The organism is Bordetella sp. (assembly GCF_051960075.1).
In the GTDB taxonomy this organism is placed as follows: Bacteria; Pseudomonadota; Gammaproteobacteria; order Burkholderiales; family Burkholderiaceae_B; genus Bordetella.
In genome coordinates, this window is record NZ_JBQCER010000041.1 from 1 (window position 1) to 19,467 (window position 19,467).

Below are 19,467 nucleotides of genomic sequence, written 5' to 3' on the forward strand. Positions count from 1 at the left end.
CGCGGCTGTTCGCGCGCCTGGGCCGGGGCGTACTGGCGCGCTATGTTGCCCTGCAGCTGGGCGGGGCCGCCCCCGCCGTCGTCGCGCCAATGACCGCGCACGGTCAGGTCGACATCGTCGTTCTTGAGCCGCAGCTGACCCAGGTCGAGCGTCAAGGGCTGCCCGGAAGGGCGCGACAGGCCGGCATCGACGTTCAAGATGTCTGCTCTGAAGTTCGGCGTATCGAACACGTGCGGCAGGCTGGTCTGCACGCCCTGAGCCTGGATCTGCAGCGACACGCCATGTCCGTTTCTGCTGTGCGCCAGCGGCAGGGGCAAGGCATCGTCGGGCAGCATGCCCAGGTCCCCGAGCATGCCCGCCATGTGCAGATGCACTCGCTGCGCCGCTATGCTGCCTGCCTGATTGGGCAACGCCGTGCCCAGACCGCGTATCACGGCGTCCAGCGTCGTGCTGCCGATCTGCCCGTGCGTCAATTTGACCCAGGCGCGTGCCGCGAATCGGCCTTGCACCGGCGGCACGGCCACCCAGGGCGACCAGGCAGACGGCTCGGCATCGTCGACCTGCACATAGAAGTCGCCGTTCCAGCTCGACGGGCCCGAGCGATGCAGGGTAAAGAAGCGCCGTTCGAGTTCGCCGCGCAAGGTAATGCCGGCCGATAAGGCCTGCGGCGGCGTCAGGTGCAAAGCGAAACGATGCGACAGCACCCCGTTGCGCAGGAGCGCGTCGACGTGGCTAAAGACCAGTTCAGGCGCCTGGCGCCTGGCATCGAGCCAGTGCAGGGTCGTGTCGGTGAGCGCCAGCTGGCGCTGCTGCGACAGCCAGACCAGCACGGGCGAGTCGCCCTCGACCGATGCCTGGTTCGGATCGAAAGACATGCCGGCCACCCACAACAGGCCTGCGGCATCGCGCCGCACGGTCAGGTCGGCGCCTTTGATGCTCAGCGACAGCAGGCGCGGCGCCAGCCGAAACACGCTGCGCCAGCCGACCACCGCGTCGACCAACGGCAGATCGACAGCGGGCTGGGATTTGTCGAGGCCGTCGTAAAACCGGACGCCGGTGAGGTGCAGCTGCGGATTCAGACCGCGCCAGTCTGCGGCAATGGAGCCGATGCGTACCGGCGCGCCCACGGCACGCGATGCGTATTGCTCGATCTGCGGGCGCCACTGATCGACCTTGGGCAGCACCAGATAGCGCAAACCCAGACAGGTCAGCAGAAACACCGTGACGACTGCCAGAACGCCCCAGAACAGGCACCGCAGGACTTTGGTAGTCGAAATCACAAGTGGGCGCGGGGAAAAACGGATTTAGATAAAGTATCGTGACCATATCAGGAAACGGGTATTTCCGTCTGTTGCCGGCGGGCCGCCATAAGGCAGAGGCGCCATTTAAAGAGCGGAAAGGCCCGCAGGGCGCCCTTGGGGGCCTGCCGCTTTCCTTTGACTTAGCTTTCAAACCTGGGCTTTCGAACGCATGCCGACCCGAGATCCGCTTGAATCCGCGCTGGCCTGGTCCGGCTACCTGCGCCGCCGCCTCACGGCGCGCCCCGACCTGTCCGAATGGCTCGCCGGGCAGGCGCAGCGCCCGCTTACGGCAAACGTTCTGTCGGGCTGGTTCGCCGAACTCGCCGGCCCCATGGCGGCCCCGCTGCCCGAGGCCGAATGCCGGCGCGTCCTGCGCCGGCTGCGCGAACGGGTGCTCTGTCTGCTGGCGGTGCGCGATCTGGGCGGGCTGGCCGACCTGGAGGAAGTCGGCGGCGCGATGACTGCGCTGGCGGACCTGGCCGTGGCCGCAGCCTATCGCAGCGCCGCCCGCGACCTCGCCGAGGCGCACGGCATTCCACGCGATCCGGACACCGGCAAGCCGCAGGAAATGCTGATCGTGGGCATGGGCAAGCTGGGCGGCGGGGAGCTGAACGTGTCGTCCGACATCGACCTGGTCATGCTCTATGGCGAAGAGGGCGAGACCGACGGCCCGCGCCCCATCAGCCATCATGAGTTCTACGGCCACCTGACGCGCCGCATGATGCCCATGCTTTCCGAGATCGATGCCGACGGGCAGGTATTCCGCACCGATCTGCGGCTGCGGCCCGACGGCGACGCAGGCCCCCTGGCCTGGAGCCTGGATGCCTTCGAGCAATACCTGGTCGATCAGGGCCGGGAGTGGGAACGCTATGCCTGGCTCAAGGCGCGCCTGTTGCCGGCGCAGGCCTGGCCCGACAGCGAGTCCGATGCCCAGGCACAGCAATTTGAGAAGCTGCGCCGGCCGTTCGTCTATCGCAAATATTTCGACTTCGACGCGCTGGCGGCGCTGCGCGCCCTGCGCGAACGCATCCGCCAGGACTGGAACCGCCGCGCCTTGGCGCGCAGCGGCCAGGACAACGCCAACAACGTCAAGCTGGGCGACGGCGGCATCCGCGAAATCGAATTCGTGGTGCAGCTATCGCAGTTGATCCGCGGCGGGCGCATGCCGGCGCTGCAGGAGCGCGGCCTGATCCCCGCCCTGCATGCCGAGCGCGACGCGGGCCTGATCGATTTCGACCAGGCCGGCAGGCTGGAGGCGGCATACCGCTTTCTGCGCCGCACCGAGCACGCCTTGCAATACCGCGAAGACGAGCAGACCCATCTGTTGCCCGCCGAGCCCGAACGCCGCGCCGCCCTGGCCGCGGCGCTAGGCTACTCGCCGGCGGATTTCGAAAGCACCCTGGCCGCGCACCGCGCCGTGGTCGCCGGCGCGTTCCGCGATGCTTTCCATGCCGCCGGCGTGGGCGACCTGGACGGCCGGGTGCAAGCCAGTACGGGCCGGCCGATCGGGCTCGCCGATGCCAGCGATCAAAGCCTGGCAGACCAGGTCCGCGCACAGTTCGGCGGCCAGGCCGACGAGATCCTGCGCCGCGCCGAAGCCCTGGTGGCCGGCCATCGCATACAAAGTCTGCCAGAGATCAGCCGTCGCCGCGTCGACGCGCTGCTGCCGGCGGCCTTGTCCGCGGCCGCGCAGACGCGCGCGCCCGTCGCCAGCGCCGTCGGCCTCATCGACCTTATCGAAGCCATCGCCCAGCGCAGCGCCTATCTGGCGCTGCTGGCCGAATACCCCAAAACCCTGGCGCGCGTGGCGCGCATCATGGCCGCCAGCCCCTGGGCCGCGCAATACCTGCGCCAGCACCCTCTGTTGCTGGACGGACTGATCGACTGGACCACGCTGCTCGCCCCGCCGGATTGGGCGCAGATCGGCCGCCAACTAGCCGCCGACCTGGACGGCAGCCTGCTGGCCGACGGCACGCCCGACGTCGAACGGCAGATGAACCTGATGCGCGATGCGCAGCGCCAGGTGAGCTTCCAGTTGCTCGCGCAAGACCTCGAAGAAATGCTCACCGTCGAACAGCTCGCCGACCAGCTCTCGGCCCTGGCCGACCTGCTGCTGGCCGAAGCGCTGCGACGGGTATGGCCGCTGGTCAACAAGCAGGAAGGCGCCGAACCGCATTTTGCCGTCATCGCCTACGGCAAGCTGGGGGGCAAGGAGCTGGGCTACGTTTCGGACCTGGACCTGGTGTTCGTCTACGACGATCCGCGCAAGGACGCCACCGAGGTCTACGCCAAGCTCGGCCAGCGCATGAACTCCTGGCTCTCGACCATGACGTCCTCGGGCCGCATGTACGAAGTCGACCTGCGCCTGCGCCCTGACGGCGATTCGGGCCTGCTGGCCGTGTCGATTGAAGGCTTCGAGCGCTATCAGCGCGATCACGCCTGGATGTGGGAGCATCAGGCCCTGACCCGGGCGCGCTACGCGGCCGGCGACCCCGCCGTGGGCGAGCGCTTCGAGCGCATCCGCCGCGAAATCCTGGTGCTGCCGCGCGACATGGCCAAGCTGCGCGACGAAGTGCAGGCCATGCGCGAGCGCATGAGCGAAGGGCATGCCCATGCCGATCATCTCTTCGATCTGAAACACGATCGCGGCGGCATGGTCGATGTGGAGTTCGTCACGCAGTACCTGGTGCTCAGTCAGGCAGCCGCCCATCCCGCGCTGCTGGGGAACCTGGGCAATATCGCGCTGCTGCGCCTGGCCGCCGAGGCCGGCCTGCTGCCTGCCGAGCTGGCCCGCCAGGCAGGCGACGCCTACCGCACGCTGCGGGCCGCGCAGCACAAGCTGCGCCTGCAGGGCATCGAGGATGCCCGCCTGCCCCAGGACGAACTGGTGCCGGAGCGCAATGTAGTAAAAGCACTATGGAACGCCGTCTTCGCCTGACCGGCGACGGTTTTTATTTTCTTTTCAGGAGTACGACATGCCTCTGGCCACCGCCCGCCACATCCTGGTTTCGACCGAAGCCCAGGCCAATGAACTGAAAACCTCCATCGAGAAAGGCGCCAGTTTCGCCGAGCTCGCTCAACAGCACTCCAGCTGCCCGTCCGGCCGCCAGGGCGGCGATCTGGGCAGCTTCGGCCCGGGAGAAATGGTCCCCGAATTCGACACGGTCGTGTTCAGCGCACCGATCAACGAGGTGCAAGGTCCGGTCCGCACGCAGTTCGGCTATCACCTGATCGAAGTGACCAGCCGCGGATAATGCCCCGGGAGCCGCCAAGGCTCCCTGAATTGCCCGCCCAGGATCGCGTAAAATACTGATATCCCAGACGTTTTACGCTTTCCACTCACCATGACCGACCTCATTCGCCCCACGCTCGAGCTGCCCGAAGGCCGCAAGAAGGTGCTGCTGCATTCCTGCTGCGCGCCCTGTTCGGGCGAGGTCATGGAGGCCATGACGGCCTCGGGCATCGACTACGCCATCTTCTTCTACAACCCCAACATCCATCCCGTGCGCGAGTACGAGATCCGCAAAAACGAGAACATCCGCTTCGCCGAGCAGCACGGCATCCCGTTCATCGACGCGGATTACGACGTGGACAACTGGTTCGACCGCGTCCGCGGCCTGGAGCACGAACCCGAACGCGGCGAGCGCTGCACCCAGTGCTTCGACATGCGCTTCGAGCGCACCGCCCTGTATGCGCACGAGCACGGCTACGACACCATCACCAGCTCGCTGGGCATCTCGCGCTGGAAGGACATGAACCAGATCAACGGCTGCGGCGAACGCGCGGCAAGCCGCTACGACGACCTGGTCTACTGGACCTACAACTGGCGCAAGGGCGGCGGTTCGCAGCGCATGATCGAGATCAGCAAGCGCGAGAACTTCTACCAGCAGGAGTACTGCGGCTGCGTCTACAGCCTGCGCGACAGCAACCGCCACCGCCGCGACCAGGGGCGCGAGCGCATCCAGATCGGGGTGAAGTTCTACGGCAAGGAAGACCTCGTCAAAGAGGAAACGCTGTAGCAAGCTGCCCGGACACATCCGGGCGCGCTTACGTCTCCAGCGGGTGAAAACAAGCCACCCGCCCTGCTTCGCCCTGACTCAAGACCGGCAGGCTTTCCCGGCACCGGGCCTGCGCCCGGGCGCAGCGCGGATGAAACGCGCAGCCCGCCGGCGGATGAGTGGGCGCGGGAATTTCACCCACGATCTTCGGCAAGACGATGCGCGCGGCAGGATCCGGCACGGGCGAGGAATCCCGCAGAATGCGGCTGTACGGATGCCGCGGCGCGTCCAGAACCGCGCGCGTGGGGCCCTGCTCGATAATGCGCCCCAAGTACATCACGCACACCGTGTCGCAAAAGTGGCGGATCACGCCCAGGTCGTGCGAAACGAAGACGAACGACAGCCCGCGTTCGCGCTTGAGGCGTTCGAGCAGCTGCAGGATCTGCGCCTGCACCGATACATCCAGGGCAGATACGGGCTCGTCGGCGACGATCAATTCCGGATCCAGCACCAGCGCGCGCGCAATGCCGATACGCTGGCGCTGGCCGCCCGAGAACTCGTGTGGATAGCGGTCCAGCGCGGACAGCGGCAGCCCCACCTCCTGAATGGTGCTCTCGATCTTGGCGCGTATCCAGGCCTGGTCGCCCAGCTTGTGGACGCGCAAGGGTTCAGCCAGCGTCTGCCGCACCGTGCGACGCGGATTGAGCGACGCATAGGGATCCTGGAACACCATCTGGATGCGGCGCCGCAGCGCGCGCAGCTGCGCGGCGCCGGCGGCGCGCAGGTCGGCGCCATCGAAACGGATCGTGCCCGCATCGGGCTCGACCAGCCGCAGCAGCGCGCGCGCCACGGTGGATTTGCCGCAGCCCGATTCGCCGACCAGCCCAAGCGACTGGCCTCGCATCACGCTGAACGACACGTCGTTGACCGCGCGCACCGTTTTCTTCGAGCCGCCCAGCCAGCCGCCTCCGATGTCGAAGCGCTTGACCAGATTGAGGACTTGCAATAACTCGCTCATGCGATCTCCTGCGCGGCGTCGGCGCGCACCAGGCAACGCACGCTATGCGCCGCGCCGATCTGTGCCAGCTGCGGTTCCGTCGCCTCGCAGCGCGGTTGCCGCAGGGGGCAACGGGACGCGTAGGCGCAGCCGGCAGGCATGGCCGTTATGGCCGGCACGGCGCCGGGGATGGGCAGCAGGGCTTCGGTGTCCTCGTCCACGCGCGGCATCGCGCGCAGCAAGGCCTCGGTGTAAGGATGCGTGGGGCGGGCGAAAATCTCGCGCACGTCGGCCGCTTCCACGACCTGGCCGGCGTACATGACGGCCACCCGGTCGGCGATCTGGGCCACCACGCCCAGGTTGTGCGTGATGAAGACCACCGCCATGCCGCGCGCCGCTTTCAGGTCGGCCAGCAGTCCGAGTATCTGGGCCTGTATGGTCACGTCCAGCGCGGTCGTCGGCTCGTCGGCCAATAGCACCTTCGGTTTGCACGCCAGGGCCATCGCGATCATGACGCGCTGACGCATGCCGCCCGAGAAGTGGTGCGGATAGGAATCGAAGCGCTCCGCCGCGGCGGGAATCTTCACTTCTTCGAGCGCCTGCAGCGCCAGGGCGCGGGCCTCCTGCCACGAGATCTTGCGATGCTGGCGTATCGCCTCGGCGATCTGGTCTCCCACGGTCATTGTGGGATTCAAAGACGTCATCGGCTCCTGGAAGATCATGGCCATGTCGTTGCCGCGCAGCAACGCCATCTCTTTTTCATGCAAGGCGGCGAGATCGCGCCCCTCGAGCAATATCTGGCCGCCGCCGTGCCGTGTGCCCGCGTCGGGCAACAGCCGCATGATGGACAGGGCCGTCACGCTCTTGCCACTGCCGGACTCGCCCACGATAGCCAGCGTTTCATTGCGGCGCACCTCGAGCGAAACGTCGCGCACCGCCGCATGCCAGGCGCCGTCGATCCGGAATTCGGTGCGCAATCCGCGCAATGCCAGAACAGGCTGCATGTCTTGAGTCGTCATGACCGCTCCGATCGCAGTTTGGGATCGATGGCGTCGCGCAAGGCATCGCCCAGGAGGTTAAGCGCCAGCACGGTCGCCAGAATGGCGATGCAGGGAAACACGACCAGCCACCAGGCATCCAGAATGTTTTCGAACCCCTCGCGGATCATGCCGCCCCAGGTGGCCGTCGGCGGCGGCACGCCCAGTCCGATGAAGCTCAGCGAGGCCTCGGTGCGTATGGCCGAGGCCATCCACATCGATCCCAGCACGATCACATCCGAGATCATGTTGGGCAGGATGTGCACGCCCATCAGCCGCCAGGGGCCGAAGCCCAGCGCCCTGCCCGCCTCGACAAAATCGCGCTGCTTGAGCGAGATGGTCGGCGCGCGCGCCACCCGCACGAAGGGTGCGATCTCGGTGAGCGCGATGGCGATGATGAGATTGTGCAGATTGGCGCCCAGCATGGCCGCGACCATCAGCCCCAGCAGCAGCGCGGGAAAAGACAGCAGCACATCGACCAGGCCCATGACGACCTGATCGACCAATCCGCCCACATAACCCGCCAGGATGCCGAGCGCCGAACCCACGACCATGGCGATGAGAATGGAGACAAAGCCCACCATCAGCGAGATGCGCGCGCCGTACATGAGGCGGGACAGGACATCGCGCCCGTAGCTTTCGGTCCCAAGCCAGTAGTCCGCCGACGGCGGATCGAGCCGGTAGGCGATGTTCTGCTGCAAGGGATCGTGCGGCGCTATCCAGGGCGCCAGCAAGGCCACGCCCACGATCAGAAGCAGCAGAGCTACCCCGACCCAAGAGAGGCGGTTCTTGCGCAACGCTTGCCACAAGGGGTTGGGCCGGGCGGAAACGGCGACGGCGCTGCTCATTTGTATTTCACCCTCGGGTCGACAAAACCGTAGATCAGATCGGTCAGAATATTGATGACGATCACGCATGTCGCGAACACCACCATCAGGCCTTGCAGCAAGGTGTAGTCGCGCGTGTTGAGCGCCCCCAGAATGAGCTTGCCTATGCCGGGCCGGTTGAAGACGATTTCGGTCAATACCGAGTTGCCTATCAGCGTGCCGAAATACAGGCCGACCACGGTGATGATGGGAATCAGCGCATTGCGCAGGCCATGGCGCATGACGAGCCTGAAGGGCTTCACGCCTTTGGCCCGCGCCGTGCGCACATAGTCTTCGCCCAGAACGCCCAGCATCGACGAGCGCGTCACGCGCATGACGTAGGCCGCCATGATGAGGCCCAGGTTGAAGGCCGGCAGCACGAGATCGCGCAATTGCGACGCCCAACCGCCGGAGACGCTGCTGCCGATGACCGGAAACCAGCGCAGTTGAATGGCGAAAGCCAGCAGCATCAGAATGCCCGATACGAAGGCCGGAAACGAAAGGCCGGCGAGAGACACGATGCGCCCCAGGTAATCGGGCCAGACGTTGCGCTTCACGGCGGCCCACACGCCCAGCGGCAATCCCATCAGCACGCCGAGCAGCACCGCCGCCAGCGTAAGTTCTATAGTCCAGGGCAGCACCTGGGTGATCTCGCTCAGGACGGTACGGCCTGTGGCCATGGACGTGCCGAAATTGCCCGTCAGCATGTCGCGCATGAAATCCACATATTGCGTCGACATGGGCAGATCCAGGCCCAGGCGATGGCGCAACGCGCTCAACGCCTCGGCGCTGGCCTGGTCGCCCAGCATGACGGCTGCCGGATCGCCCGGCACCAGCCGGACCAGAATGAAGACCGCCGTCAGCATCGCCCACAAGGTGGGGACGGCCAGCAGCAGGCGCTTGATCGTGTAGCGCATCATGTCCGGTGCTCCTCGGCATGCGGCCGCATCAGGCGGCGCGCATCCAGATTTTGAATGGCCCGCTCGGTCGCGCCGTGGCGGACCAGGTCGGCGATGGCCGCCCCGACCACCGGAACCAGCTGGAAGCCGTGCCCCGAAAAACCGAAGGCATGGATCACGCCCGGCGCATTGGGCGACGGCCCGATCACGGGCAGCATGTCGTCGGTCCTCGCCTCCAGGCCGGCCCAGATGCGCACGATGCGCACGTTGCCGACCAGGGGAAAGAGATCGGACGCAGCGCGTGCGCCCTTGGACAAGACACGCATGCGCACCGTGGACGTTTCGCGGTCGAGGTCGGGAACGCCCTGCAGCCCGCCGCCGATCACCAGCGTGCCCTGGTCAGACTGCTTGAACGACAGTGATCGGCCCATGATGCTCACCACGGGCTTGATGAAGGGACGCAGACGCTCGCTGACCATCATCATGGAAGACTTGGTCGAGAGAGGAATGACATCGCCCACCATGGCGGCCACGCGCGCCGACCAGGCGCCCGCGGCATTGACCACCCACGGCGCGACCCACGCACGCCCGTCGTCGCTCACGACCCGCCAATCGCCGCCCTGCCGCTGCAGCCCCGCCACGCCGCAGTGCTCCACCAGCTCGGCGCCCGCCTGCAGCGCGGCGGCACGAAACGCGCGCAAAGTGCGATGCGGGTCAGCTGCGCCGTCCCGGCGCGCGATGGACGCGCCAACGCAGTTCGGATTCAATGCGGGCAGCAATTGCCGCAGTTCGTCCGGTCCGATGATTTCCTCATGGGTATAGCCATCGGCCCGCAGCCTTTGCACGCGCGCTTGCAGCTTGGCGAAGGCGTCGGGCGACTCGGCCACGCAGATCTGGCCGTCGTCATGAAAGCCGCAATCGTCTCCGACCAACCCGGCGATGGCATGCCACATGTCCATGGCTTCCAGCGAGAGGTCCAGCTCGCCGCGGTCGCGGTTCAGCGTGCGCACGCCCGCCGCGCTGGCGCCCGAGGCATGCCGGCCCGACCAATGTTTCTCCACGATCACCACGCGCAGCTTCGCCCGCGCCAGATGCAGCGCCGCCGACAGGCCGTGCAGGCCCGCGCCGATGACGACGACGTCATGCGCTTTGGCGCTCATCGCGGCTCGTCCTCGATATTGAACGTGGCCAGCTCTCCCAGCGTCAGCGGCTTGAGCGGCGGACGCACGCGCTGCAGGCCGACCTCGGCCACCGGCCGATTGTGCGCCTTGGCCAGAATGTTGGCGATGGTGTAGCCGCACTGCCGGCCCTGGCAAGGCCCCATGCCGGCGCGCGTGAAAGCCTTGATCTGGTTGGGGCCGGGCTGGCCCAGCTTGGCCGCCTGGCGGATGTCGCCCGCGGTCAGCTCTTCGCAGCGGCACACGATGGTGTCGTCCGACGGATCGAACACGTCGGCGCGCGGCGGATACAGGGCATCGAGCATGGGCCGCAGCCGCAGATGCCCGCGCAAGCGCTCCCGAATGGGCGCGGACAACGCTTGCGCCTGCCCGGCCTGCAGTTTGCCCACGCGCAGGGCGATGCCCACGGCCGCTAGCTCGCCGCGCGCGCGCGCCGCTTCGGCGCCGCCGATGCCCGCGCCGTCTCCCGCAACATATATCCCCTGCTGACTGGTCTGCCCCCACACGTCGAGCACGGGCGTCCAGCAGGCCTGGGCGTCGTTCCAGGCATGATCGCATCCCAGCGCCCGCGTCATGTGCACGGACGGTACCAGACCTTCGTGCGCGAGCAGTACCTGCGCGGGCCGGCTCACGCTGTGCCCGTCGGGCAAGGTGTATTCCAGCGTTTCGAGCCTGCCCTCGCCCTGGGCGCGGAACGCACGCACGCCGCGTACCCGCTCGACGCCGGCCACGCGCAGCTCGCGCAGCCAGCCCAGGCCCTTGCTCACCTCGCCCCAGCGGCTCAGCACGTCGGGCAGATACGGCAAGGCGCGGCGCCAGGCGCCGGCCGGCGACGTATCGAGCCAGCCGGCCACTTTGCCGCCGGCGCGCAGCAACTGCGCCATGTACAGCAGCGGCAGCGGTCCGCTGCCCGCTACCCACACGGGCTCGGTAGGCACCTGCCGCGAAGTCTTCAACAGGATCTGCGCCGCGCCCACCGTCATCACGCCGGGCAAGGTCCAACCCGCGAACGGCGCGGGGCGTTCCTGGGCCCCCATGGCCAGCAGTACGCTGTCGGCGCGCACGGCCTCGACCCGGCCCGCGCACGTCATGTAGACATGCCAGCCCGGCTCGATCTGCCACTCCTGCGTCTGCGGCTGGTAGACCGCGCCGCAATCGCGGAATGCCTGGGCTATCGGCTGGCCCGCGCGATATTCCGCGCCCAGCAATCGGCCGGCGGCAGTGGGCGCCACGCTTTCCACCGCACGCCAGATCTGGCCGCCCGGTGCAGGCTGCTCGTCGACCACCAGGACGGTCAGGCCCTGCTTGCGCAAGACTATGGCCGCGCTCATTCCCGCAGGACCGGCGCCGAGGATCACCACATCGAATTCACGCATCATGATTGCACGCTCCGCTTGCCGTATTGGCGCTCCACGCGCATGCCTTCGCGCACGGTGACCAGGCAGGTCTGGGTCGACGCGACGCCGTCGACGACGGCCAGGCAGTCGAAGCACACGCCCATCATGCAATACGGCGCGCGCGGGCTTTCTTTTACCGGCGTCGTGCGCGAGGCCGGCGTCTGTTGCCGCAGCAACACGGCCGCCACGGTTTCGCCGGGCGCGGCCTCGACCGGCACGCCGTCCAGGGTCAGTGTCAGCGACGGTGCGCCAGGCTCAGGCAGCCAGCGGAATAGTGAAGCGCTCATAGTGCAAAGGATCCAGGAAGGAAGGCAGCGCGCCGTCGGCCAGCGCCCGGGCCAGAGGCCCCGCATGGAACGAGGCCAGCGTCACGCCGGAATGGCACAGCGCGATCCACGCGCCGCAATGGGAAGCCGATCCGGCGTAGACCGGACAGCCGTCGGGGGTCAGGACGCGCAGGCAGGCCCATTGACGCACCAGGCGCGCGCCGCCCAGATCGGGCAGCACGCGCACGGCGTTGCGGCTCATGCTCACGGCGGCCTCGACCGTCGTGGCCAGTTCATAGCCCACATTCTCCTGCGTCACGCCCAGCATCACCGTGCCGTCGCCGGTCTGCCGTATGCCGCTGGCAGGCACCGGCAACAACGGAGCCAACCGCTCCGTGACCAGGATCTGGCCGCGCTGTGGCCGCACCGGCGCATCCAGTCCGACCATGGGTCCGAGCTTGTTCGATCCGAGCCCCGCCGCGATCACCACGTTGCGCGCGGCAAACCGGGCTGCGCCCGAACGCACGGCGAATCCGCCGCCCGCCAGAGGTTCGATGTGCTGCACGGGATGCCGACTTTTCAACACGCCGCCGCGCTTGAGAAAAGCCGCCTGCAGCGCCGCCAGCAGGCGCAGCGGGTTGACGTGGCCGTCTCGCGAGCCGAAGCAGGCCCCCGCCACGTCCGGCCCGAAGCGCACGGTGGGGAAACGCCGTTCCAGCGCCGCACGGTCCAGCATCTCGATGCCCAGCTCAAGATCCGGCGTGCGGGCCGCCCATCGCCGCATGGCCTGGCTGCGCTCTTCGAATTGCGGCTCGCCCAGACAGAAATTGAGCCCGCCGCGGTTTTCGTATTGCAGGGCAATGCCGCTTTCCCGCTCCAGGTCCTGCGCGAACGCGGGCCACAAGCGGCCCGCCTCGTACGAAAGCCGCTGGTAGTGCGTATTGCCGTAGCCCTTGCCCGACACCCACACCAGGCCGAAATTCGCCTTGGCCGCGCGGTAGTCGCCGTCCTCGCCGTCGAGCAGCAGCACGCGCTGGCGCGCTCCCGCAAGACCATGGGCGATCGCCGAGCCGACCATGCCGGCGCCGGCCACGATGAAATCGAAGTCCTCATGCATGGTGCCGGGCATCCTCGGCTAAGCTATAACTTAACGTTGCCATTTTCAATATCAAATTCATAATTAGTTATATGAGGCATTCATGCAGCATCACCTGAACCTGCGGCAGGTCGAAGCATTCAAGGCCGTCATCGAACAAGGCACCGTCAGCCAGGCCGCCCTGGCGCTGGGCATATCGCAGCCCGCGGTCAGCAAGCTCATCGCGCACCTGGAAGCCGACACCGGCCTGCATTTGTTCGACCGGGTGCGCGGCAAACTGGCCACCACGGCGCACGGCACGCGCCTCTATCACGAGATCGACCGCATCTTCTCCGGCCTGCGCCAAGTGGAACAGGCAGTGGAGACGATCCGCCGCGACGAGCAGCGCACCCTGAACGTCGGCGTTCTGCCGGCCCTGTCCGGGCCGTTCATCCGTCGCACCGCCCAGAGCTTTCTCAAGCGGCACCCCGACGTGCGCCTTTCCATCCAGTCGAGCGGCTCGTTCAGACTGGCCGAGCGCCTCATCACCGGGCGGTTCGACGTGGTCGTGGTCGGAAAGAACTACATGGACAACCCCTACATCGACAGCGAGCCGCTGTTCCAATACCCGCTCTATTGCGCCATGTCGACCAATCACGTGCTGACCCGCAAGCGCGTGATCCGGCCACGCGACCTGATCGATCACGCTTTCATCAGCTTCGGGGCCGGCAGTCTGACCCATCAGCTGATCAAAACCGTCTTCGATCAGGAAGACTTGACGCTGAACGTGGCCCTGAGCACAAACACCGCGCCCATCGCCTGCGAATTCGTGGCAGCAGGGCTGGGGGTCACCTTGATCCATCCGCTGATGGCCGCAGGCATGCAGCACGAGATCGTGCTGCGGCGGTTCGAACCCAAATTGAATTTTCATTTCCAACTGTGCCGCGCGCAAAGCTCGCGCAATGCGGGATTGATGGAGGCCTTCGTCGAAGAGGCCCGCACGGTGGCCGCGCAGGTGTCTCATGAATTGCTCAAAGGCCGTTGATCAAGGCTTGAGCGTCGTCTTCTCGGTAATGGGCGGCTGCAGATTCAAGGCTCCCTTGAGCACATAGCCGTAATCGACCTTGCTGCTGCGCACCCATACTTGTTTCAGGCCGAACAGCGGTATCGAGCACACGTCGTCGTGAATCTTGATCTGCGCGTCCTTCCACAACGCCAGCTGCTTCTTGGGATCCGGCTCGACGCGGGCGGCACGAATGTCGCGGTCGGCCACCGAGCAGTGTGAGAAATTCGACATGGCGGTCGGCGAACCGATAGAGGCGGCCGAGTCGTAGAACTCGGTCAGATAGGAATCGGCTGTCGGAAAGCGCGCCGCGCCGTAGAAAACCAACCCGCTCAGATTCTGGCGGCTCTTGGCCTGGTAAGTGGGGTGGTCGACGATTTCCATCTCCAGCTTTATCCCGGCCTTGGCCAGCTGCGCCTGCACGATCTCCATGATCGGTTGCTGCTCCGAGACGTTGGACACGATGGACTTGATCGTGATGCCGTTGGGAAAGCCCGCTTCGGTCAGCAGCTTCCTGGCCCGCGCCACGTCGTATTGATAGGTTCCGGCGCTGCAGTCCTCGCCCAGATAACCGTTGGGCACGACCGAACAACCTTTGTCGGCCACGTCCTTGCCCGCGTAATGGACGATCTCGTCGACCTTGACCGCCGCGGCGATCGCCTGCCGCACCTTCAGATTGTCCAAGGGCTTGATCGTGCGGTTGATGTGCAGCGTGCGAAACTCTTCCGGCTCGAAGATATCGACCCTGACGCCGCGCTGCCTGGCCATGCGGTCCACCCAGCGCTGCTCGCGCTTGCCGGCCGTGAGATCGAGCTCGCCCGAGGTCAGCGCCAACTCGCGCGCGCTGTCCGAGGGAATCATGCGGTAGACAATGCCGCCCAGCTTGGGCTTGCCGCGGAAATAGGCGTCGTTGGCCACCAGCTTCACATATTGCTGGGACACATGCTCGCCGAAAGCGAAAGGGCCCGTGCCGATCGGCGAGTTGCCGAATTTGTCGCCGAGCTTTTCCGCGGCAGCCTTGCTGATGATGTAGCCGCCGTGGTAATTGGACACCACGCCCAGGAACGCCGCGTCCGGATACTTCAGCGTGATGCGCACGGTGTAATCGTCGAGCGCTTCGATCTTGTCGATGACGGCGAAATTGGAAGCGAAGCTGGACCGCTTGGGATCGGCCGCGCGCTGCAGCGAATACACCACGTCCGACGCCTTGAGCTCGCCGTAGCCGCCATGGAACTGCACGCCACGGCGCAGATGGAAAGTCCATACTTTGCTGTCCGGCGTCGACTCCCAGCTCTGGGCAAGGCCGGGGCCTATGTCTTTGGGATTGGCGCTGCCCGGGGCGAACTCGACCAGCGCATCGAATATCTCCGACTCCATGCCGACGTCGAAGGTCGACGTGGCACGATCCGGGTCCAGAGTCCCGACATCGGGCGCCCCCGAACTCACGCGAATCACGGGCCGCTCCTGCGCCAGAGCCTGGGTTGGCGAACCGGCGCCCAGGGCGAGCACGGCCGTGCTCAAGAACGTCACTGCAAAACGCTGCTTCATCGCTTTTCCCTTTCCCGGTGGTGTGGTGTCGATGGCGGCCACTGTAAAAATCTCAACTCATATCGTCAAAGTACCTGGAGTGCAAACCCTATTCCTGAAGGTTATGCATAGCTTTCTGCCACGAGGCGTTGCCAGGGAAGACCAATGCGGCATTGGGGGTTACTACTGATGCGCAAAAAATGTGGCGTTCAGGGAATTCCCTAAACCTTTCCGCCCCTTTAATGGCTATTCCAAAATGAAATACACAATTTCATTATTTTCATTATTTTTTATAGAAAAACCTCCCTAGACTTGGAAGACGCCATAACGACGGGTTTGCCCAGGAGACATCGTGGCCCCAGCATCCGCGCCCTTGTTGAGACACTACGTGGACGGCGCGTTCGTCGCGACCGAACGCCGGTTCGACAACGTCAGTCCGGTCGACGGCCATCTCGTGGCGCACGTCTGCGAGGCCGATCGCGCGACCGTCGACCGCGCGGTTGCCGCGGCCCGCCGCGCCCTGCGCGAAGGCCCGTGGGGCGAGACCTCGCCCGCCGAGCGCGCCGCCGTGCTGCATCGCATCGCAGACGGCATCCAGGCCCGTTTCGACGATTTCGTCGCCGCCGAGGTGGCCGATACCGGCCGCCCCGTCGAGCAGGCGCGCACGCTGGACATCGCACGCGGCATCGCCAACTTCCGCATGTTCGCGGACCTGGCCAAAACCACCGGCAGCGAACTCTTCGAGATGCGCGCGGCCGACGGCGCCGAGGTCATGAGCTATGTCGTGCGCAAGCCGCTGGGCGTGGTGGGCATCATCTCGCCGTGGAACCTGCCGCTGCTGCTGTTCACCTGGAAGGTCGCGCCTGCGCTGGCCATGGGCAATAGCGTGGTCGCCAAGCCGTCCGAAGAGACGCCATCCTCGGCCACGCTGCTGGCCGAGGTCATGGACGCGGCCGGCGTGCCGCCCGGCGTGTTCAATCTCGTGCACGGCCACGGCCCGGACTCGGCCGGCGAATTCCTCACCCGGCATCCCGATATTTCCGCCATCACCTTCACAGGCGAATCGCGCACCGGCAGCGCCATCATGAAGGCCGCGGCCGACGGCGTGAAAGAGATCTCGTTCGAACTCGGCGGCAAGAATGCCGCCGTGGTCTTCGCCGACGCCGATTTCGATGCCGCCGTCGACGGCGTGGCGCGTTCCTCGTTCACCAACGCCGGCCAGGTCTGCCTGTGCTCCGAACGCGTCTATGTCGAGCGCCCTCTCTTCGAGCGCTTCGTCGCCGCGCTGGCCGCCAAGGCCGCCGCGCTCAAGATCGACGCGCCCGATGCGCCCGACGTGCAGATGGGCCCGCTGATTTCGCGCGAACACCGCGACAAGGTGCTGTCGTATTTCCGGCTCGCCGTCGAAGAAGGTGCGACGGTCGTCGCAGGCGGCGGCGTGCCGCGCTTCGGCGACGCACGCGACGCAGGCGCCTTCGTGCAGCCGACGATCTGGACCGGCCTGCCCGACACCGCACGCTGCGTGCGCGAGGAAATCTTCGGCCCGGTCTGCCACGTGGCGCCGTTCGACGGCGAAGACGACGTCATCCGACGCGTCAACGACAGCGCCTACGGTCTGGCCGGCTGCGTCTGGACCACCAATCTGTCGCGCGCGCACCGCGTCTCGCGCCGGTTCCAGACCGGCCTGGTGTGGGTCAACACCTGGTTCCTGCGCGATCTGCGCACGCCCTTCGGCGGCGTCAAGCTCTCGGGCCTGGGCCGCGAAGGCGGCCGCCATTCGCTGGATTTCTATTCCGAACTCACCAACATCTGCGTCAAACTGTGAACGGAGCCGCCCCATGAGCGCATCCCCCATGCAAGACACGCAGGCCCGCGTCCTGCCCGGCCGCGCCGCGCCGCGCGGCAAGTTTCCGCACATCAAGCGCGCGGGCGATTTTCTCTTCGTGTCCGGCACCAGTTCGCGCCGGCCGGACAACACCATCGCCGGCGCCGAAGCCGACGCGATGGGCACCGCCAGTCTGGACATTCGCACGCAGACGCGGGCCGTGATCGAAAACATCCGCGACATCCTCGCAAGCGAAGGCGCAGGGCTTCGCGACGTGGTCGAAATAGTCGCCTTTCTCGTCAACATGAACGACTTCGGCGGCTACAACGCCGTCTACGGCGAATATTTCGACGAGACCGGCCCGACCCGCACCACCGTGGCCGTGCATCAACTGCCGCATCCGCATCTGCTCATCGAGATCAAGTGCGTGGCGTATGCGCCGCGCCCGCGCTGACGGCAGCGGCATTACAAGGAGACAGGCACCATGTTGAAGTACGGCACGTCATTCAATTTCCAGAAGTGGATCGCCGAGCACGCGCACTTGCTCAAGCCGCCCGTGGGCAATCAGCAGATCTGGCAGGACAGCGACTTCATCGTCACCGTCGTCGGCGGACCGAACCGCCGCACCGATTTCCACGACGATCCGTACGAAGAGTTCTTCTATCAGTTCAAGGGCAATGCCTGGCTGAATCTGTGGATGGACGGCAAGCCCGAGCGGGTCGAACTCAAAGAAGGCGATATCTTCCTGCTGCCGCCGCACGTGCGGCATTCGCCGCAGCGTCCAGAGCCCGGCAGCCTGTGCCTGGTGATCGAGCGCCAGCGCCCCGCGGGCGTGCTCGACGGCTTCGAATGGTATTGCCTGGAATGCAGCGCACTCGTGCACCGCGTCGAAGTCCAGCTCAAGAGCATCGTGAGCGATCTGCCGCCGCTCTTTAACGCCTTCTACGACAGCGAGCGGCTGCGCAAATGCCCCGATTGCGGCGCCGTGCATCCGGGGCGCGAAGCCAAATGAAAAAAATCGACATGCACGCCCACTTCTTCCCGCGCATCAAACGGGAAGAAGCCGCCCGCCTGGACGCGGCCGCCGCGCCCTGGCTGCGCATCGACGGCGACGGCGAGACCGGCCAGATCATGCAAGGCGACAAGCCCTTTCGTCCCGTCTACCGCACGCTGTGGGACCCTTCGTTGCGCATGGAAGAGCTCGACCGCCACGGCATCGATATGCAGGTGGTCTGCGCCACGCCGGTGATGTTCGGCTACCGCTACGGCGGCCGCGCCGCCGCCGACTGGGCGGCGCGCATGAACGATCTCGCGCTGGAGCACTGCGCCTACAACCCCAAACGCCTCAAGGCCATGGCGCAGGTGCCGCTGCAGGACCTGGACCTGGCCTGCGCCGAAGCCTCGCGCGCCATGGCTGCCGGCCACATCGGCGTGCAGATCGGCAACCATCTCGGCCCGCTCGACCTGGACGACGATCATCTGGTCGCATTTCTGCGACATTGCGGCGAGAACCGCATCCCCGTTCTCGTACATCCGTGGGACATGATGACCGACGGCCGCATGAAGCGCTGGATGATGCCCTGGCTGGTGGCGATGCCGGCCGAGACTCAGCTCTCCATCCTGTCGCTGATTCTGTCGGGCGCCTTCGAACGCCTGCCGGCCTCGCTCAAGCTGTGTTTCGCGCATGGCGGCGGCAGCTTCGCCTTTTTGCTCGGGCGCGCCGAGAACGCCTGGCATTGCCGCGACATCGTGCGCGAGAGCAGCCCGCACCCGCCTTCGCATTATCTCGACCGCTTTTATGTCGACAGCGCCGTATTCGATCCGCGCGCGCTGAGCCTGCTGGTGGACACCCTGGGCGACCGGCGCGTGATGCTCGGCTCCGATCATCCGTTTCCGCTTGGCGAGCAGCACATCGGCAAACTCGTCGCCGAACATACTGGTCTGGATGACGCCGCCCGTGCCCGCATCCTGGCCGGCAACGCGCTCGATTTCTTCGGACTCGACGAATGAAAAAAGCCCTCCTCGGGCTTACCCGAGG

At 66.2% G+C, this 19,467-nt stretch carries 18 protein-coding genes; 8 read left to right on the forward strand and 10 right to left on the reverse strand.

Annotated elements, in window-relative coordinates; all coding sequences use genetic code 11:
- Positions 1 to 1,280: YhdP family protein (locus ACTHJ1_RS05000; RefSeq protein ID WP_440188599.1), on the reverse strand; the 1,280-nt coding region annotated here is incomplete at its 3' end.
- A 190-nt stretch (positions 1,281 to 1,470) separates the two neighbouring features.
- Between ACTHJ1_RS05000 and glnE the strand changes: the two genes are divergently transcribed.
- From glnE to ACTHJ1_RS05015, 3 genes are all read left to right on the forward strand, one after another.
- Positions 1,471 to 4,239 (forward strand): bifunctional [glutamate--ammonia ligase]-adenylyl-L-tyrosine phosphorylase/[glutamate--ammonia-ligase] adenylyltransferase, encoded by a 2,769-nt coding sequence (gene glnE / locus ACTHJ1_RS05005; protein ID WP_440188601.1) that lies wholly within the window; start codon positions 1,471 to 1,473, stop codon positions 4,237 to 4,239.
- A 37-nt stretch (positions 4,240 to 4,276) separates the two neighbouring features.
- Positions 4,277 to 4,555, forward strand: a complete 279-nt coding sequence (locus tag ACTHJ1_RS05010) for a peptidylprolyl isomerase (protein ID WP_440188604.1) — start codon at positions 4,277 to 4,279, stop codon at positions 4,553 to 4,555.
- Positions 4,556 to 4,645: 90 nt separating this feature from the next.
- Complete coding sequence (locus ACTHJ1_RS05015) at positions 4,646 to 5,320, forward strand: epoxyqueuosine reductase QueH (protein WP_440188607.1); 675 nt, start codon at positions 4,646 to 4,648, stop codon at positions 5,318 to 5,320.
- Positions 5,321 to 5,348: 28 nt separating this feature from the next.
- On the opposite strand, the gene ACTHJ1_RS05020 is transcribed toward ACTHJ1_RS05015, so the two are convergent.
- Genes ACTHJ1_RS05020 through ACTHJ1_RS05055 form a run of 8 tightly spaced genes read right to left on the reverse strand, consistent with a single transcriptional unit; the run spans position 5,349 to position 13,056 of the window.
- Positions 5,349 to 6,317 carry an ABC transporter ATP-binding protein gene (locus tag ACTHJ1_RS05020; RefSeq protein ID WP_440188610.1) on the reverse strand — a complete coding sequence of 323 codons (969 nt, stop codon included), beginning with the start codon at positions 6,315 to 6,317 and terminating at the stop codon, positions 5,349 to 5,351.
- Positions 6,314 to 7,315, reverse strand: a complete 1,002-nt coding sequence (locus ACTHJ1_RS05025) for an ABC transporter ATP-binding protein (protein ID WP_440188613.1) — start codon at positions 7,313 to 7,315, stop codon at positions 6,314 to 6,316. The genes ACTHJ1_RS05020 and ACTHJ1_RS05025 overlap by 4 nt, the downstream gene beginning before the upstream one ends.
- Entirely contained in the window at positions 7,312 to 8,181 is an 870-nt protein-coding gene (locus ACTHJ1_RS05030) for an ABC transporter permease (protein ID WP_440188615.1), read from the reverse strand. Before ACTHJ1_RS05030 ends, ACTHJ1_RS05025 begins: the two co-directional genes overlap by 4 nt.
- A complete protein-coding gene (locus ACTHJ1_RS05035; protein ID WP_440188618.1) occupies positions 8,178 to 9,119 on the reverse strand; it encodes an ABC transporter permease in 942 nt (313 codons plus the stop codon). Before ACTHJ1_RS05035 ends, ACTHJ1_RS05030 begins: the two co-directional genes overlap by 4 nt.
- The gene (locus ACTHJ1_RS05040) at positions 9,116 to 10,258 is read right to left on the reverse strand and encodes an NAD(P)/FAD-dependent oxidoreductase (RefSeq protein ID WP_440188620.1); all 1,143 of its coding nucleotides are present in this window, start codon (positions 10,256 to 10,258) and stop codon (positions 9,116 to 9,118) included. Before ACTHJ1_RS05040 ends, ACTHJ1_RS05035 begins: the two co-directional genes overlap by 4 nt.
- A complete protein-coding gene (locus tag ACTHJ1_RS05045; protein ID WP_440188623.1) occupies positions 10,255 to 11,655 on the reverse strand; it encodes an FAD-dependent oxidoreductase in 1,401 nt (466 codons plus the stop codon). The genes ACTHJ1_RS05040 and ACTHJ1_RS05045 overlap by 4 nt, the downstream gene beginning before the upstream one ends.
- Positions 11,652 to 11,960 carry a (2Fe-2S)-binding protein gene (locus ACTHJ1_RS05050; RefSeq protein WP_440188626.1) on the reverse strand — a complete coding sequence of 103 codons (309 nt, stop codon included), beginning with the start codon at positions 11,958 to 11,960 and terminating at the stop codon, positions 11,652 to 11,654. The genes ACTHJ1_RS05045 and ACTHJ1_RS05050 overlap by 4 nt, the downstream gene beginning before the upstream one ends.
- On the reverse strand, positions 11,929 to 13,056 hold the full coding sequence (locus tag ACTHJ1_RS05055) for an NAD(P)/FAD-dependent oxidoreductase (RefSeq protein WP_440188629.1): 1,128 nt from the start codon (positions 13,054 to 13,056) through the stop codon (positions 11,929 to 11,931). The genes ACTHJ1_RS05050 and ACTHJ1_RS05055 overlap by 32 nt, the downstream gene beginning before the upstream one ends.
- An 82-nt stretch (positions 13,057 to 13,138) precedes the next feature.
- On the opposite strand from ACTHJ1_RS05055, the gene ACTHJ1_RS05060 reads away from it, so the two are divergent.
- Positions 13,139 to 14,059 carry a LysR family transcriptional regulator gene (locus ACTHJ1_RS05060; RefSeq protein ID WP_440188632.1) on the forward strand — a complete coding sequence of 307 codons (921 nt, stop codon included), beginning with the start codon at positions 13,139 to 13,141 and terminating at the stop codon, positions 14,057 to 14,059.
- On the opposite strand, the gene ACTHJ1_RS05065 is transcribed toward ACTHJ1_RS05060, so the two are convergent.
- Positions 14,060 to 15,625 carry an ABC transporter substrate-binding protein gene (locus ACTHJ1_RS05065; RefSeq protein ID WP_440188635.1) on the reverse strand — a complete coding sequence of 522 codons (1,566 nt, stop codon included), beginning with the start codon at positions 15,623 to 15,625 and terminating at the stop codon, positions 14,060 to 14,062.
- 331 nt (positions 15,626 to 15,956) lie between these two features.
- Here ACTHJ1_RS05065 and ACTHJ1_RS05070 point away from each other — a divergent pair, with 331 nt between their 5' ends.
- From ACTHJ1_RS05070 to ACTHJ1_RS05085, 4 genes are read left to right on the forward strand one after another with little or no spacing between them, the layout of a single operon-like run.
- A complete protein-coding gene (locus ACTHJ1_RS05070) occupies positions 15,957 to 17,429 on the forward strand; it encodes a 2-hydroxymuconic semialdehyde dehydrogenase (protein WP_440188638.1) in 1,473 nt (490 codons plus the stop codon).
- Between the two features lie 13 nt (positions 17,430 to 17,442).
- Positions 17,443 to 17,883: a RidA family protein gene (locus ACTHJ1_RS05075; RefSeq protein ID WP_440188641.1), complete on the forward strand. Its 441-nt coding sequence runs from the start codon at positions 17,443 to 17,445 to the stop codon at positions 17,881 to 17,883.
- A gap of 30 nt (positions 17,884 to 17,913) precedes the next feature.
- A complete protein-coding gene (locus tag ACTHJ1_RS05080; RefSeq protein WP_440188644.1) occupies positions 17,914 to 18,441 on the forward strand; it encodes a 3-hydroxyanthranilate 3,4-dioxygenase in 528 nt (175 codons plus the stop codon).
- Positions 18,438 to 19,439 (forward strand): amidohydrolase family protein, encoded by a 1,002-nt coding sequence (locus ACTHJ1_RS05085; protein ID WP_440188647.1) that lies wholly within the window; start codon positions 18,438 to 18,440, stop codon positions 19,437 to 19,439. Before ACTHJ1_RS05080 ends, ACTHJ1_RS05085 begins: the two co-directional genes overlap by 4 nt.
- Positions 19,440 to 19,467 lie beyond the last annotated feature (28 nt).